The following is a 14,907-nucleotide window of genomic DNA, read 5'->3' on the forward strand; positions in this document are numbered from 1 at the left end:
TCAGCCCGGTCGTATGCCCGACCGCCGGACCTCCGCCTGCCCGCGCGTCCCTGCCCGCGCGCCCCCGCCCGCGCGCCCCTGCCCGCGCGGGCCTGCCCCGCGCGCCTCTGCCCCCGCGCGCCCTCACTCCCGCCCACCACACCCCGCCGAGTGATGACGAAATGCACCGAGTGTTAACGAAACGCGGCCGCTATCGGCCCATTTCGTTAACACTCGGTGGGGGTCGGCGGGTGGGGTGCGTGGGGCGGACGAGGGCGGGGCGGGTCAGCCCGAGCAGTAGGCCAGGGTCACGTCGGACTTCTGCGGGACCTCACCGGGCGGCAGGGACTGCCGGATGACCGGCGAGCCCGGCTGCTCCTCGCAGGCCGGGTCGGGTTCGGGGATCGGGTTCAGCTGCAGGTCCTCTGCCCGGAGGTAGGCCGACGCGGCCGCGAGGGTCTGCCCGGTGAGGTCGGGAAGCGTCACGTTTCCGCTGGAGATGCGCAGGTCGACGGATGACCCGGAGGGCACTTGCTCGCCGGCCCCCGGGCTGGTGCCGAGCACCGTGTCGGCGGGGATGAGCGGCGACCCCTCACGGTTCTCGACGCCGGCGGTGAGCCCGGCGGCCTCGAGGGCCGCTTTCGCCTGATCGATCGGCATGTTCGTCAGGTCGGGGACCCCGACCGGCACCCTGCCGGTCGAGACGAAGACCGTGATCGGGGTGGCGGTCGCCACGACCTCGCCCGCCGGCGGGTCGGTGCGGATCACCTCGCCCGAGGGCACCGTGTCGTTCGCCTCGTCGATGCGTGTGGCCGGCAGCGTGAGCTGCTGCAACTCGTCCACCGCCTGCTCATAGGTCATGCCGGTGAGCACCGGCACCTCGCGTGCGTTCGACGGGACGTTGTCGGTCGGCTGCAGGTTGAAGGCCCAGTACATGACGGCGATCACGATGACCACCACCGCGACGATGCCCGACCAGATCCAGATCGCCGGCGGACGACGCTGGGTGCGTACCATCGTCTCGTCGTCGGTGAGCTGGCGGAGGGCGAGCTCGGAGGTCGAGAACGAGCCCGTCGCGGTGCTGCCGAAGAGCGCCGTCGCGGTGTCGGGCTCGCGTCGCACGGGCAGCCGGCCCGACGCGGCGAGGTCGACCTCTTCGCGGAACTCGGCCGCGGACTGGTAGCGCCTGGTCCGGTCCTTGTCGAGCGCGTGCAGCACGACCGCGTCGAGCGCCGGCGAGACTCGGGAGTTGATCGAGCTCGGCTTCACCGGGCGCTCGCTCACGTGCTGGTAGGCGACCGCGACGGGCGTGTCGCCCCGGAACGGCGGCCGGCCGGTGAGCATCTCGAACAGCACGACGCCGGTCGAATAGAGGTCGGTGCGCGCGTCGACCGTCTCGCCTTTCGCCTGCTCGGGCGAGAAGTATGCGGCCGTGCCGAGGATGGCGGTGGTCTGCGCGACGGTGGTCGCCGAATCGGAGACCGCACGGGCGATGCCGAAGTCCATGACCTTCACCTGGCCGGCGGTGGTGATCATGATGTTGCCGGGCTTGATGTCGCGGTGCACGACGCCGGCCCGGTGCGAGTACTCGAGCGCGGTGAGCACGCCGTCGATGATGCGCACCGCGGCGGTGGGCTCGAGCGGGCCCTCGTGCACGATGTCTTTCAGCAGCCGGCCGTCGACGTGCTCCATGACGATGAACGGCAGCTGGACCTCGTGGCCGCTCGAGTCGACGACCGTCTCCTCGCCGGCGTCGAAGACGCGCACGATGGTCGGGTGCGCCATACGGGCCGCCGACTGCGCCTCTTGGCGGAAGCGCATGCGGAACGCCGGGTCCGTCGCCAGCTGCGGCTTCAGGATCTTGATCGCGACCTGGCGGCCGAGCCGACTGTCGGTGCCGACATGGACGTCGGCCATGCCGCCGCGGCCGATGAGCGCGCCGACGCGGTATCGTCCCGCGAGGACACGTCCTTCATCAGTCACAGTGCATCGGCTCCTGTCGTCGGGGGTGGCGGGGTGAATGGGGTCGGGGCGGGCCGATCAGTCCTGGTCGCCGCCGCCGTTGCCGCCCTCGGTGACCGTCACGGTCGTTGCGGGCGAGGCGGGCGATTCGACGGGGCCGCAATAGTACGTGTACGTCAGCTGCAGCGCGCCGGCCGTCTGCGGCGCCAGCGTGGCGGTCGTCGTGCCGGCACCGAGCGGCTGCGTCGTGCCGTCGGACCCGATGAGTCGGTAGCCGCTCAGCGGCGGCCCGGCCGGGCAGGTCTGTGCGGGCCAGCTCACGCTCACGCTGCCGCCGGTCTGCACGGTTGTCGGGTTCGCCGTGGGGGCCGTGGAGGGCGCCGCCGGTGCGTCGGGCGCACCGAGGAAGCTCAGCGTGATCGTCGTGCCGGGCGGCACCGGCCCGGACGGGTTCACGTCGGAGACCGTGTTGTTCTGAGCCTGCTCGGTCGCCTTGCCGCTCTCCTGCCGGTTCACGGGAAGGCCGAGCGCCTCGATCTCGGCGGCCGCCTGGTCGATGTTCATGCCGAGGTAGGCATTGCGATCGATCTGGACCGTCTCGGGCGCCTGAGTCGTGGGCGGCGGCGCCGTGGTGCTCGGCGCAGGCGCCGAGGTCGACGGCGGACGCGAGGTGCTCGGCGCGGGGTCGTCGTTCTGGTTTGTGAGGAGCGCGATCACCGTGCCGATGAGCACGATCGCGAGGATCGCGATCAGGATGATGAGCGGCCAGGTCCAGCGGCTGCGCTTCTTCTTGCCCTCGTCGGCCTGCTCCTCGTCGAGCGCTTCGCCGTCTGCCGCTGCGCTCGGCATGACCGTCGTCGCGGCGGTCTGGCCCTGCTGCGACGGCATGAGCATGGTCGCCGCCGTGGCGCCGGCCGCGCCGAGCACAGCGGGCACGGCGGCCGCGGCGCCCTGCACGTCGCCACGACGCAGCGCCTGTGCAGCGCGCGCCAGGTGTGCGGCGGTCTGCGGGCGGTCGCTCGGGTTCTTCGCGATGCACGCGTAGACCAGGTTCCGCACCGGCTCTGAGACGGTGACGGGGAGGTCGGGCGGCGTCTCGTTGATCTGCGCCATGGCGATCGCGACCTGCGACTCGCCCGTGAACGGACGGCGGCCGGCGAGGCACTCGTACGCGACGATGCCGAGCGAGTAGATGTCGGTCGTCGGCGAGGCGGGGTGGCCGGAGGCCTGCTCGGGGGAGAGGTACTGCACCGTGCCCATGACCTGACCGGTCGCGGTGAGCGGCACCTGGTCGGCGATGCGGGCGATGCCGAAGTCGGTGATCTTCACCCGCCCGTCGGGCGTGATGAGCAGGTTGCCCGGCTTGATGTCGCGGTGCACGAGGCCGGCCGCGTGCGCGGCCTGCAGGGCCGCGGCGGTCTGGGCGACGATGTCGAGCACCTTGTCGGTCGAGAGCACGTGCTCCCGCTCGAGGATCGTCGACAGTGCCTCGCCGGGTACGAGCTCCATCACGAGGTAGGCGCTGCCATCCTCCTCGCCGTAGTCGAAGACGTTCGCGATGCCTTCGTGGTTCACGAGCGCCGCATGCCGCGCCTCGGCGCGGAATCGCTCGAGGAAGCCGGGGTCGCCGAGATACTCGTCTTTGAGGATCTTGATCGCGACCTGTCGCCCGATGACGAGATCGGTCGCCTGCCACACCTCGCCCATGCCGCCGATGGCGATTCTGGACTGCAGCTCGTAGCGCCCTCCGAAGGTGAGCCCCGCGCTCGGTCTCATTTGTTCAGCACCGCCTCTAGTACCTGTTGTGCGACGGGTGCGGCGATACCGTTGCCGAACCCCTCCTGACCCTGTCCCCCGCCATCCTCCACGAGCACCGTGATCGCATACTGAGGGTCGTCGGCGGGGGCAAAACCGGTGAACCAAAGAGTGTATGGATCGCTCTCGCCGTTCTCCGCTGTACCCGTCTTACCGGCCACGCTGACGCCGTCTATTCTTGCATTACTCGCGGCCCCGTTTTCGACGCCGCTGACCATCATCTGGACCATCGTGGCGGCGGTTTCCTCGCTGATCGCGCGGCCGTACTCGGACGCTTCGAACTGCTCGAGCGGGCTGAGGTCGGGCGCGGTCACCTCGTCGACGAGATCGGGGTTCATGACGATGCCGCCGTTCGCGATCGCCGCGGAGACCATGGCCATCTGCAGCGGCGTCGCGCGGACGTCGCCCTGGCCGAACGCGGTGAGTGCGGTCTGCGCGTCGTCGAGGGCACGAGGGTAGGTGCTCGGCTCGGTCAGGTTGGGGATCTCGAACTCCGAGTTGAAGCCGAACTTCTCGGCCTGCTCGCGGATCGCGTCGTCGCCGAGCGCGATGCCCAGCTCGGCGAAGGGGATGTTGCACGACAGCCGCAGCGCGTCCGCGAGCGTGACCTCGTCGCCGGGGCCGCAGGTGCCGCCGCTCGAGTTGCGCACGACCGAGCTGCTGCCCGGCAGCGTGAACGTCGCGGGGTTGGGGAACCGGCTCTCGGGCGTGTACCGGCCCGACTCGAGCGCCGCGGCGGTGACGACGAGCTTGAACACCGAGCCGGGCGGGTTCATATCGCCACCGGTCGCGCGGTTGAACAGCGGGTCGGCGGGGTCGTCGAGCAGCGCCTGGTAATTGTCCTCCAGCTGTGAGCCGCTGTGCACGGCGAGGGAGTTCGGGTCGTAGGTCGGCTTGGTCACCATCGCGAGGATGCGGCCGGTCGCCGGCTCGGTGACGATGACCGCGCCGGTGTACTCGCCGAGTGCGTCCCACGCGGCCTGCTGCAGGGTCTGGTCGATCGAGACCGAGACGGACGCCCCCATCGGGTCCTGCCCGGAGATGAGGCGGTTCAGGGAGTCGAAGAACTGGCTCGACGACTGTCCGCTGAGCACCGAGTTCATGGACCGTTCGAGCCCGGTCGCCTCGCCGTTGACCGGGATGAACCCCGTGATCGGCGCGTAGAGCGGGCCGTTCGCGTACACGCGCTGGAACTGGTAGTTGTCGCCGGACGGCTGCGAGAACGCGATGGGCTCGCCGCCCACGAGGATCGGTCCCCGTTCGACCGAGTAGCTCTCGTAGAGCGTCCGCGAGTTGCGCGGGTCTTCCGCGAGGGTCTCGGCCTGGGCGTACTGGATGATCGACGACGCGACGAAGAGCGTCAGGAACATGACCAGGACGACCAGGGTCACCCGCTTGAGTTCGCGATTCATCCGTCGATCACCAGCCTCGGGTGGTTCCGGATCGTGTCGGAGAGCCGGAGGAGCAGGGCGACGATGATCCAGTTCGCCACGAGTGACGAACCGCCCGCCGCCAGGAAGGGCGTCGTGAGGCCGGTGAGCGGGATGACGCGCATGACGCCGCCCACGACGATGAAGACCTGCAGCGCGAGCGTGAACGACAGGCCCACGCCGAGCAGCTTGCCGAAGTCGTCCTGACCGGCGAACCCGATACGGAAGCCGCGCGCGACGAACAGCACGTAGAGGCCGAGGATCGCGAAGACCCCGGCGAGCCCGAGCTCCTCGCCGAGCGACGCGATGATGTAGTCGCTCTGCGGCACCGGCGTGATGTCGGGGCGGCCCTCGCCCCAGCCCGTGCCGATCAGCCCGCCGTTGGCGAGTCCGAAGAGGCCCTGCACGAGCTGGAAGCTGCCGCCGAAGGCGGCGTCGTACCGCTCCTGGTTGAACGGGTCGAGCCAGTTCTGGAATCGGTTGTTCACGTAGTCGAGGGTCTGGCTCGCGATGAGCGCGCCGGCGACGAACATGGTGAGCCCGAGCACGACCCAGGACAGCCGGCTCGTGGCCACGTAGAGCATGACGAGGAAGAGCCCGAAGTACAGCAGCGCGGTGCCGAGGTCGCGCTGGAACACGATCACGGCCATCGAGAGCGCCCACACGATGAGCAGCGGGCCGAGGTCGCGTGCCCGCGGGAACTGCATGCCGAGGAACCGGCGGCCGACCATCGAGAGCGAGTCGCGGTTCCGCACGAGGTAGCCGGCGAAGAACACGGCGAGGGCGATCTTCGCGATCTCGCCCGGCTGGAAGGTCGCGAAGTCGCCGAAGCCGATCCAGACCCGCGCGCCGCTCACCTCGCGGCCGAGTCCCGGCACGAGCGGCAGCAGCAGCAGCACGATCGCGACGAACCCGGCGACGTAGGTGTACCGGAAGAGCACGCGGTGGTTGCGGATCACGAGGATCGTGGCGATCGCGCAGACGATGGCGATCGCGCTCCACGCGATCTGGCGTACCGCCGCGCTCTCCCAGCCGGCGTCGCCGTTGGCGATGTCGATCCGGTAGATCATCGCGATGCCGAGCCCGTTCAGCACGGTCGCGATCGGCAGCAGGAACGGATCGGCGTCGCGTGCGACGAACCGCATCGCGATGTGCAGTCCGAACACGAGCACCGAGAGGCCGAGCCCGAGGAGCACGAGCTGGGTGTCGACTGTGCCGAGCGCGCCGAGCTGCACGAGGACGATCGAGGCGGCATTGATCGCGCACGCGAAGAGCAGCAGCCACACCTCGAGGTTGCGCAGCCGTTGCGGCAGCCGGATCTTCCGCACGCCGGCGGGCGGCGTGTCCGACTTCACGGGCGTGCCGCGCGGAGGCGTCTGGCTTCGTCCGCGGTCACTCAAGGGACTCCTCCAGTCGCTGCACGATGACCAGCGCCTCCGCGAGGCTGCCCGCGGTGATCGTCTGGCCGACGCGCTGCTGATCGTAGGTGCGCAGCTCGGAGACGTCGAGGTCGGTCTCGGTGTGCAGCTCGTGCAGCGAGATCGGCCCGAGGTCTTGTTGGATGCCCTGGTAGACGGCCACCCGGCCGTTCGACTCGCCGACGTAGTACCTCGTCTGCGTCCACTGGTAGCCGAGCACGAACGCGGCGACGATGGCGCCGATGAGGAGCACGATCCAGAAGCTCCAGAGCGCCCGCCGCCGCCGGCGGCGCCGGGCGTCCTCTTCGATGAGCTCGTCGAAGAACTCCTCGGAGTCGGGCTCGAAGTGCGTCTCCTGCACGGGGTGCGGGCGGAAGGGCGTCAGGAAGATGCCGCGCGCGCGGGCGGGCTCCGACGGCTGGCCGAAGGCCAGCGGTGCGGCGGCGGAGCCCACGATGAGCGGCGGCGTCTCGGGGGCCGCGGGCTCGCCGATGTCGACGACGACCACGGTGACGTTGTCGGGGGCGCCGCCGTCGAGCGACGCCTTGACGAGCCGGTCGGCGATCTGCTTGGCACCCGCGTCGGACGCGATCAGCTCGTGCAGCTCGTCGAAGGACACCACACCCGACAGCCCGTCGGAGCAGAGCACCCACCGGTCGCCCGGTCTCGTGTCGAGGACCATCGTGTCGATCTCGGGTGAGGCCTCGACGTCGCCGAGCACGCGCATGAGCACCGAGCGCCGGGGGTGCACCATCGCCTCTTCGGCGGTGATGCGGCCGGCGTCGACGAGCCGCTGCACGAAGGTGTGGTCCGTCGAGATCTGGCTCAGTTCACCCGATCGCAGTAGGTAGATGCGCGAGTCGCCGATGTGCGCGATGACCGCGCGGTCGCCGTCGATGAGCAGGGCGCTGACCGTCGTGCCCATGCCCGTGAGCTCGGAGTGGTCGGCGACGGTCTCGGTGATGCGGCGGTTCGCGGCGAGCAGCGCCGACTCGAGCGCCGCTGCCGCCTCGGGCGCACTCGGGTACTCGACGTCGGAGTCGGCGATGTGCTGCGTCGCGATCGCGCTCGCGACGTCGCCGCCCGCGTGTCCGCCCATGCCGTCGGCGACGAAGAACAGCTGCCGCCCGGCGTACCCGGAGTCCTGGTTGTTCGCGCGGACCCGTCCGACGTGCGAGACGGCCGCACTCGCCTTGACCGAAGCCATGGGCTACCGCCGCAGCTCGAACGTCGTCGCGCCGACCTTCACCGTGGCTCCGAGCGGAACGGGCGTCGGCACGGTCACTCGGGAGCCGTCGAGGAAGGTGCCGTTCGTGGAATCGAGGTCCTGGATCATCCACCGGCCGTTCCACAGCATGAGCCGGGCGTGGTGGGTCGAGGTGTAGTCGTCGCGGATGATGATCGCCGAGTCGCTCGACCGGCCGATGGTGATCTCGTCGCGGCCCAGCGGGAACTCCGCGCCGGCCTTCGCGCCGGACGTGATCACGAGGCGGGTCGCGTTGTCGGTCGAGGCGTGATCGGATGCCACGGGCGGCTGTGTGACGGCCTCGGTCGGGGCGGAACCCACCTGCGACGAGGGGAACGCGGAGGGGGCCGGGGCCGCCGGGGCGGCCGCGGCCGCCGCAGCATCCGGGAACTTGCGCACCCGTTGGCCGAACAGGTCGCTGCGCAGCGCGTAGACGATGGAGAAGACGAAGACCCACAGCAGCAGCAGGAAGCCGAGCTGCAGGACGAGGAGCGTCAGTTCACTCACGAGGCCGGCCCCCAGAATCCGCCGAGGTCGCCGCCGCCGCGCGACTCGCCCGCGCGGGAGCCGCCGCCGTGCTCGGCGCCCGCCTGGGCCAGCACCCGGAACACGATGCGCGACCGGCCGATGGTGATCACCGAATCCGGTTCGAGCACGGCCTCTTTCACGGGCGAGCCGTTCAACTGTGTGCCATTGGTCGATCCGAGGTCGCGGACCCGCGCGCGCGACCCGTCCCACTGCACCTCGGCGTGCCGGCGCGACGCGCCCGTGTCGTCGAGGGTGACGTCGGCCTCGCTGCCGCGGCCGATCACGGTGCGGCCCTTGAGCATCGGGTACCGGCGCCCGTTCACGTCGAGCACCGGCGTCCAGGCGACGGTGCCCTTCGTGGTGTTCGAGTCGACCTGGACCATGCCGACCGAGAGGCTCTCGTCGGGCTGCAGCGCGATCGAGATGCCGCCCGCGAACTGGAACCGCTGGCTGGCCGCGTGCTTCTGCACCAGGTCGACGAGCTCATCGATGAGTGCGGGTCCCAGGCGAGACATCCGGTCGTGGTCTTCGGGAGCCATGCGGACCGTGAAGGTGTTGGGCACCAGCACGCGGTCGCGTGACACGACCGCGGCCTTCGTGTCGATCTCGCGCTTGAGGGCGGCGGTGATCTCCACCGGCTGCAGCCCCGAGCGGAAGGTCTTCGCGAACGCGCCGTTGACGGCGCGCTCGAGACCCTTCTCGAAGTTGTCCAGTAGGCCCACGTGTCTCCCGATCGGTATCCGTGACTCGCGACAGAATAGCGCGAAGGGCTGAAAAACGAGCTGGCTCAGTCGACGGGTATGGGTGAGTCCGCCTCGTCGACGTCGAGCGACAGCGTGGGGATCGACGCCGTGAGCAGTGTGCCGTCGGCGCGGCGGACGCCCGTGACGTCGCGCATCGTCGGCGCGCCCAGGATGCGCGGGCCCTGCCCGTCGAGCGGCACCCGCAGCTCCGCCCCGGGCCGCACCTCGACCGCATGGCCGCGCACCGAGACATCCGCCCCCTCGCCGTCTTCGACGAGGAAGGTGATCGCCTCGTGCTCGACCCGCACCCGCACCCGGCTGCCCTTGAGCGTGACGCGGAACGTCAGCGACTCCCAGCCGTCTGGCAGGCGCGGATCGAACGTGAACCGGCCGTTGTGGTCGCGGAAGCCGCCGAAGCCGAAGGCCAGCGCCGCCCAGACGCCGCCCGTCGAGGCGACGTGCACGCCGTCGGCCGCATTGTGGTGCAGGTCCGCGAGATCGACGTACAGCGCGGCCCGGAAGTAGCGGAGCGCGAGCTCGTGGTAGCCGACCTCGGCCGCGATGATCGACTGCACGACCGCCGACAGGGTCGAGTCGCCCGTGGTCAGCGGGTCGTAGTACTCGAAGTCGGCGAGCTTCTGCTCCATCGAGAAGCGGTGGCCCTGCAGGAACAGCGCGAGCACCACGTCGGCCTGCTTCAGCACCTGGAAGCGGTAGATCACCAGCGGGTGGTAGTGCAGCAGCAGCGGCCGACGGTCGTCGGGCGTGTGCTCGAGGTCCCACAGCTCCTTCTCGAGGAACGCGGCGTCCTGCGGGTGCACGCCCAGCTGCTCGTCGAACGGGATGTGCATGTGCGCTGCGGCACGGCGCCAGCTCGCCACCTCGGCCGGCGTCACGCCGAGCCGCTCGATCAGGCGACGGTACTCGTCGGGCTGGTTCACCTGCAGCTCGTCGACGGCCTTCGCGGCGGACTCGAGGTTCGCGCGCGCCATGACGTTCGTGAACAGGTTGTCGTTCACGACGGTCGTGTACTCGTCGGGGCCGGTCACGCCGTGGATGTGGAAGATGTCGTCGGTGTTCGAGCGCCAGAAGCCGAGGTCCTCCCACATGCGCGCCGTCTCGACGAGGATGTCGATCGCGCCGCGCGCGAGGAAGTCTTCATCGCCCGTCGCCCGCACGTACTGCATGAGTGCATACGAGATGTCCGCGTCGATGTGGTACTGCGCAGTGCCCGCCGCGTAGTACGCGCTCGACTCGAGGCCGTTGATCGTGCGCCACGGGAACAGCGCGCCGAGCTGGTTGAGCTCCATGGCGCGCTCGCGCGCGGCGTCGAGCATCTTCTGCCGGAACCGCAGCACGTTGCGCGCCACGATCGGCGCCGTGTAGCTGAGGAAGGGCATGACGTAGATCTCGGAGTCCCAGAAGTAGTGGCCGCCGTAGCCCGAGCCCGAGACGCCCTTCGCTGCGACGCCGCCGCCGTCGGTGCGCGCCGTGGCCTGGCCGAGCTGGAACAGGTTCCAGCGGATGCCCTGCTGCAGTTGCGGCTGGCCCGGGACCTCGACGTCGGAACGGGTCCAGTAGTCGTCGAGCCAGGCGCGCTGCTGCGCGAAGATCTCGGCGACGCCGAGCTCGGCGGCGCGGTCGAGCGTGCGGTCGGCGCGGTCGACGAGCTCGCGCGCCGGCACCTTGCGGGCCGTGTGGTAGCTCACGGCCTTCGTGATGCGGATCGGCATGCCCTGGCTCGCGTGCACCTTATAGATGTGCTTCGCGAGGTCGTCGCCGATCGAGCCCGACTCGGAGAACGGGTTCTCGGTCTCGATCGAATGCTGGGCGGCGACCGCGATCGTCATGCCCGAGTTCGTGGTCTGGTACGCGAGCATGTAGCGGCCGTCGCCGTGCCGCTTCACGCGGGGCTGCAGCACGCGCTCGTTGAACATCTCGGCCTTGCGCGGGTCGAATCCCGCGGGCGCTTCGGTGACGCCCGACCGGTACTCGTCGCGGCCGTCCTGCCGGTTCAGGATGTGGCTCGAGATCGTGATCGCCGCGTCGGCGTCGAGCAGCTCGACCTCGTAGTCGATGAGCGCGAGGTGCCGGTCGGTGAAGCTCGCCATGCGCCGACTCGTGATGAGCACACGCTTGCCCGAGGGCGTGCGCCACTCGATCGAGCGGCTGAGCGTGCCGGTGCGGAAGTCGAGCCGGCGCTCGTACGACAGGATCTCGGCCTCGGTCATGACGAGCGGCTCGTCGTCGACGTAGAGGCGGATGATCTTCGCGTCGGGCGCGTTCACGATCGTCTGCCCGACCCGCGCGAAGCCGAACGCCTCCTCGGCGTGCCGGATCGGCCAGGTCTCGTGGAAGCCGTTCACGAACGTGCCGTGCATGTGGCCGTCGCGGCCCTCTTCCACGTTGCCGCGCAGACCGAGGTACCCGTTGCCGACGGCGAACATCGTCTCGGACCGGCCCTGGTCGTCGAAGCCGAACTCGGTCTCGACGAGGGCCCACTCGTCGATCGGGAACCGGCTGCGGTTCAGGGGGTCGGTGTCGGCGAACCTCATGCCAGTCCTTCTTCAGTGTCCGTTGGTCGAGTAGCGCCCGACGAAGGAGGACGCGTATCGAGGGCGGGGATCAACTCGTCCAGTTCGTGCACGACCACGTCGGCGCCGAGCGCGAGGAGCGCCTCGGCCCCCGCGCCGCGGTCGACGCCGACGACGGCGCCGAACGGGCCGGCGGCGCCGGCGCGCACGCCCGACTCCGCATCCTCGACGACCGCGCACACGGACGGGTCGAGACCGAGGCGTTCGGCCGCCGCGAGATAGGTGTCGGGTGCGGGCTTGCCCGCAATGCCCTCGCGTGCCGCGACCGCGCCGTCGACGACGACCTCGAACCGCGGGGCGAGCCCCGCGGCGGCCAGCACCGACGGCGCGTTCTTCGAGCTCGACACGACCGCCACGAGGCATCCGTGCCGTTCGACCGCGTCGAGGAACGCGACGCTCGCCGGGTACGCGGCGACGCCCTCTTCGGCGAGGGTCGCATTGAAGGCGGCGTTCTTGCGGTTGCCGAGCCCGTGCACGGTGTCGAGCTCGGGGGCGTCGGTCACCTCGCCCTCGGGCAGCACGATGCCGCGGCTCGCGAGCAACGAGCGGACCCCGTCATAGCGCGGCTTGCCGTCGATGTAGGCGTAATAGTCGGCGTCGGTGTACGGCGCGACACCCGCCTCCGCGAGCACGGGTGTGAACAGGCGCGACCACGCGTGCATGTGCACGTCGGCAGTCGGCGTGAGCACACCGTCGAGGTCGAACAACCAGCCGCGGATCCGGCTCAGATCGAGCGCACGCGTCGCGGGGGAGTGGGTCACGTGAGCGGTCCTTTCATCGCGCATCGGCCGGGCACCTGAACCCAGGTTTTCGATGGTATTCCGGATGCCTCGCCTCGTGCGAGTCCGGATCGTGAAGATTGCGGGAGGATCGGCCGAATGGCGATCCCAGAGTCGAGATGTTAGTCTCGGTTGGCTGATGCGCGCCTGAGTGTGCACGTCGGTTTGCGCAAGTGGCGGAATAGGCAGACGCGCACGGTTCAGGTCCGTGTGCCCGAAAGGGCGTGGGGGTTCAACTCCCCCCTTGCGCACCGCAGTTCGAGCGAGTGAAAGCCGGGTCGTCGACCCGGCTTTCGTCGTTTCCGGATGCCTCGGCATGGGGCTGGGGTGCGGGCAGTGGCTGCTCGGCGCCGACGACCGCCGTGGGACGTGCGCTGGAAGTCGAAAAGTGGGTTGGAACGACTGCAGGGTCGACTTCCGACCCACCATCGGGCGCCGGATCCACGTTTCGCGGCGTTGATCGCATGGCTCAGTGCTGCGTCGCATCTCCTGCTTACGAACCGCGCATGGCCATACCGGACGAAAACTGTCCGGGTTGGGTGACAGGGTTCGATCACCTACAGAAGGAGGACCTGTTCATGACCCCCGTGGCTATCCCCGAAGGCTCGAACACCGTGAACCCGTTCATCATGGCGGACCGGGCCGCCGAGCTCATCGAGTTCCTGGTCGCCGTGCTCGACGCTGCTGATGTCCCGGAAGCGCGCACACTCGACACCGACGGCTTGATCCTGCATGCCGAGCTGAAGGTCGGCGATTCCCTGCTCACGATCGCCGACCGGAAGCCCGACTGGCCGTTCACACCCGCGTTCACGCGCGTGTACGTCGACGACGTCGACGCCGTGCTCGCCCGGGCCGAGGCCAACGGCGGACGCATCGTCACGAAGCCGACCGAGTTCTTCGGAGACGTCCTCGGGCGGTTCCAGGACCCCTCCGGGAACCTCTGGTGGATCTACCGCCACAACTCCGAGGCGGTCTACGACTGGTCCGTCGAGGGTGCATCCGACGAGGGGGCCGACGAGTCTGCCGGCGAGTCCGGTGCCGAGGACTGGGAAAGCTTCAGCACCCCCGAACTCGAGTACATCCACTCGACGCTCATCGACGCGATGAGCACCCTGCGTGACCCTCGCAACCCCTGAGCCCTCAACCATCGAGCGGAATGACCGGGGAGGCTTCCGCTCCGGTACATTGGCGTAGCCCACGTGACTTCGTTTTCGAAGTCACGTGGGCTGACTACGAAAACGAAGTCATCCGCGCCGGGGTGGATGGAGGTCGCGCCGACGCCACGGCCGTCTGCCCGGGTCACCTACACCTCCGCTCCCCGATGGAGCCGTCCGCGAGCTGGTCGCGAACCTATGATCGGACCACATGAGCACCGCACACGCAACCGCTCCGGCCCGCCGGGACGCGGTGAGCTGGGTCGGCTTCGGGGTGGCCGTCGCCGGGCTCCTCGTGTGCGCCTGGGCGTGCCTGACGGCCTGGAGCGCGATCGTCCACGGCCATCCCGCGTACGCGATCCTGCTCGCGGTGACCGCTCTCGTCTCCGCGGGTGCGGCGTGGTGGACGCTTCGACGGCGCATCCGGCGCGGCGGCTGGCGCCGGGCCGGGCGCATCGCGCTGATCGTGCTCGCCGCAGTCTGGCTCGGCCTCACCGCGTGGCTCCGGCCGTACAGCGCCGTCGAACCCGCGCTGGCCGCGATGCACTCCGGCTCCGGCGTCTCCGTCGCGGAGACGCCGACCGAGATCGTGCTGACGCCGCAGGCGGTGACCGACCCGGTCGGCGTGCTGTTCCAGCCGGGTGCGCTCGTGGACGCGCGCGCCTATGCGGCAGTGCTGCGGCCGCTGGCCGAAGACGGTCACACGGTCGTCATCGTGAAGCAGCCGCTCGGCATCGCCTTCCTTGCGCTCGGCGCACTCGACCGCGCCCGGGCGGACCATCCGGACGTGCAACGGTGGGTGGTGGGCGGCCATTCGCTCGGTGGCACGGTGGCCGCCATGGAAGCGACCGGCACCGAGGCGACCGGCACCGAGGCGACCGGCACCGAGGCGACCGGCACCGAGGCGACGGGTACCGAGTCGACCGGCACAGCGCCGGTCGGCGGCCTGTTGCTCTACGCGTCGTATCCGGCGTCCGACCTCAGCTCGTCCCTCCGAGTCTCCGTCGAATCGGTCTCCGGCACGCGTGACGGACTGGCGACACCGGAGAAGATCGCCGCGTCTCGCGCGGATCTCCCGCCCGACGCCCAGTTCACGGTCATCACCGGGGCGTCGCACGCCCAGTTCGGCGACTACGGTCCCCAGCCGGGGGACAACGCCCCGACGATCAGCCACGACGACGCCCGCCGGCAGATCAGCGCCGCCTCGCTCGACTTCCTGGACCGGATCGCCGACCGCTGACGGTCGCCGCTCCCGCGCG

Annotated in this window: 11 protein-coding genes and 1 tRNA gene; 3 read left to right on the forward strand and 9 right to left on the reverse strand. The window is 70.0% G+C overall.

Translation table 11 applies throughout. The features are described from left to right. Positions 1-264: 264 nt before the first annotated feature. The 9 genes from pknB to QU602_RS00450 form a co-directional block, all read right to left on the reverse strand. Positions 265-1,896 carry a Stk1 family PASTA domain-containing Ser/Thr kinase gene (gene pknB / locus QU602_RS00410; protein WP_457851475.1) on the reverse strand — a complete coding sequence of 544 codons (1,632 nt, stop codon included), beginning with the start codon at positions 1,894-1,896 and terminating at the stop codon, positions 265-267. 123 nt (positions 1,897-2,019) lie between these two features. Next, positions 2,020-3,717, reverse strand: a complete 1,698-nt coding sequence (locus tag QU602_RS00415) for a serine/threonine-protein kinase (protein ID WP_308798142.1) — start codon at positions 3,715-3,717, stop codon at positions 2,020-2,022. Beyond that, entirely contained in the window at positions 3,714-5,168 is a 1,455-nt protein-coding gene (locus QU602_RS00420; RefSeq protein ID WP_308798143.1) for a peptidoglycan D,D-transpeptidase FtsI family protein, read from the reverse strand. The genes QU602_RS00415 and QU602_RS00420 overlap by 4 nt, the downstream gene beginning before the upstream one ends. Beyond that, on the reverse strand, positions 5,165-6,541 hold the full coding sequence (locus tag QU602_RS00425; protein WP_308800237.1) for an FtsW/RodA/SpoVE family cell cycle protein: 1,377 nt from the start codon (positions 6,539-6,541) through the stop codon (positions 5,165-5,167). Before QU602_RS00425 ends, QU602_RS00420 begins: the two co-directional genes overlap by 4 nt. 37 nt (positions 6,542-6,578) lie before the next feature. After that, positions 6,579-7,811 carry a PP2C family protein-serine/threonine phosphatase gene (locus tag QU602_RS00430; RefSeq protein ID WP_308798144.1) on the reverse strand — a complete coding sequence of 411 codons (1,233 nt, stop codon included), beginning with the start codon at positions 7,809-7,811 and terminating at the stop codon, positions 6,579-6,581. Positions 7,812-7,814: 3 nt separating this feature from the next. Then, positions 7,815-8,357, reverse strand: coding sequence for an FHA domain-containing protein FhaB/FipA (locus QU602_RS00435; protein ID WP_308798145.1), 543 nt, complete (start codon positions 8,355-8,357; stop codon positions 7,815-7,817). Next, entirely contained in the window at positions 8,354-9,100 is a 747-nt protein-coding gene (locus tag QU602_RS00440; protein WP_308798146.1) for a DUF3662 and FHA domain-containing protein, read from the reverse strand. The genes QU602_RS00435 and QU602_RS00440 overlap by 4 nt, the downstream gene beginning before the upstream one ends. Before the next feature lie 65 nt (positions 9,101-9,165). Next, a complete protein-coding gene (locus QU602_RS00445; protein WP_308798147.1) occupies positions 9,166-11,676 on the reverse strand; it encodes a glycoside hydrolase family 65 protein in 2,511 nt (836 codons plus the stop codon). Then, positions 11,673-12,476 (reverse strand): HAD family hydrolase, encoded by an 804-nt coding sequence (locus QU602_RS00450; protein WP_308798148.1) that lies wholly within the window; start codon positions 12,474-12,476, stop codon positions 11,673-11,675. The genes QU602_RS00445 and QU602_RS00450 overlap by 4 nt, the downstream gene beginning before the upstream one ends. Positions 12,477-12,661: 185 nt before the next feature. Here QU602_RS00450 and QU602_RS00455 point away from each other — a divergent pair. The 3 genes from QU602_RS00455 to QU602_RS00465 all read left to right on the forward strand — a co-directional run bounded on the left by QU602_RS00455 (position 12,662) and on the right by QU602_RS00465 (position 14,888). Further along, positions 12,662-12,745: transfer RNA gene (locus tag QU602_RS00455), tRNA-Leu, on the forward strand. Positions 12,746-13,072: 327 nt separating this feature from the next. After that, a complete protein-coding gene (locus QU602_RS00460) occupies positions 13,073-13,630 on the forward strand; it encodes a VOC family protein (RefSeq protein WP_308798150.1) in 558 nt (185 codons plus the stop codon). A gap of 229 nt (positions 13,631-13,859) precedes the next feature. Next, the gene (locus QU602_RS00465) at positions 13,860-14,888 is read left to right on the forward strand and encodes an alpha/beta hydrolase (RefSeq protein ID WP_308798151.1); all 1,029 of its coding nucleotides are present in this window, start codon (positions 13,860-13,862) and stop codon (positions 14,886-14,888) included. Positions 14,889-14,907 lie beyond the last annotated feature (19 nt).

The sequence above is a fragment of the Agromyces protaetiae genome, assembly GCF_030866785.1.
In the GTDB taxonomy this organism is placed as follows: domain Bacteria; phylum Actinomycetota; class Actinomycetes; order Actinomycetales; family Microbacteriaceae; genus Agromyces; species Agromyces silvae.

What these genes read in the sequence shown, in the direction of transcription:
- pknB (WP_457851475.1), bottom strand. Translation starts at nt 1,896, where the DNA reads ATGGCCGACGTCCATGTCGGCACCGACAGTCGGCTCGGCCGCCAGGTC.
- QU602_RS00465 (WP_308798151.1), top strand. Translation starts at nt 13,860, where the DNA reads ATGAGCACCGCACACGCAACCGCTCCGGCCCGCCGGGACGCGGTGAGC.
- QU602_RS00415 (WP_308798142.1), bottom strand. Translation starts at nt 3,717, where the DNA reads ATGAGACCGAGCGCGGGGCTCACCTTCGGAGGGCGCTACGAGCTGCAG.
- QU602_RS00445 (WP_308798147.1), bottom strand. Translation starts at nt 11,676, where the DNA reads ATGAGGTTCGCCGACACCGACCCCCTGAACCGCAGCCGGTTCCCGATC.
- QU602_RS00460 (WP_308798150.1), top strand. Translation starts at nt 13,073, where the DNA reads ATGACCCCCGTGGCTATCCCCGAAGGCTCGAACACCGTGAACCCGTTC.
- QU602_RS00420 (WP_308798143.1), bottom strand. Translation starts at nt 5,168, where the DNA reads ATGAATCGCGAACTCAAGCGGGTGACCCTGGTCGTCCTGGTCATGTTC.
- QU602_RS00430 (WP_308798144.1), bottom strand. Translation starts at nt 7,811, where the DNA reads ATGGCTTCGGTCAAGGCGAGTGCGGCCGTCTCGCACGTCGGACGGGTC.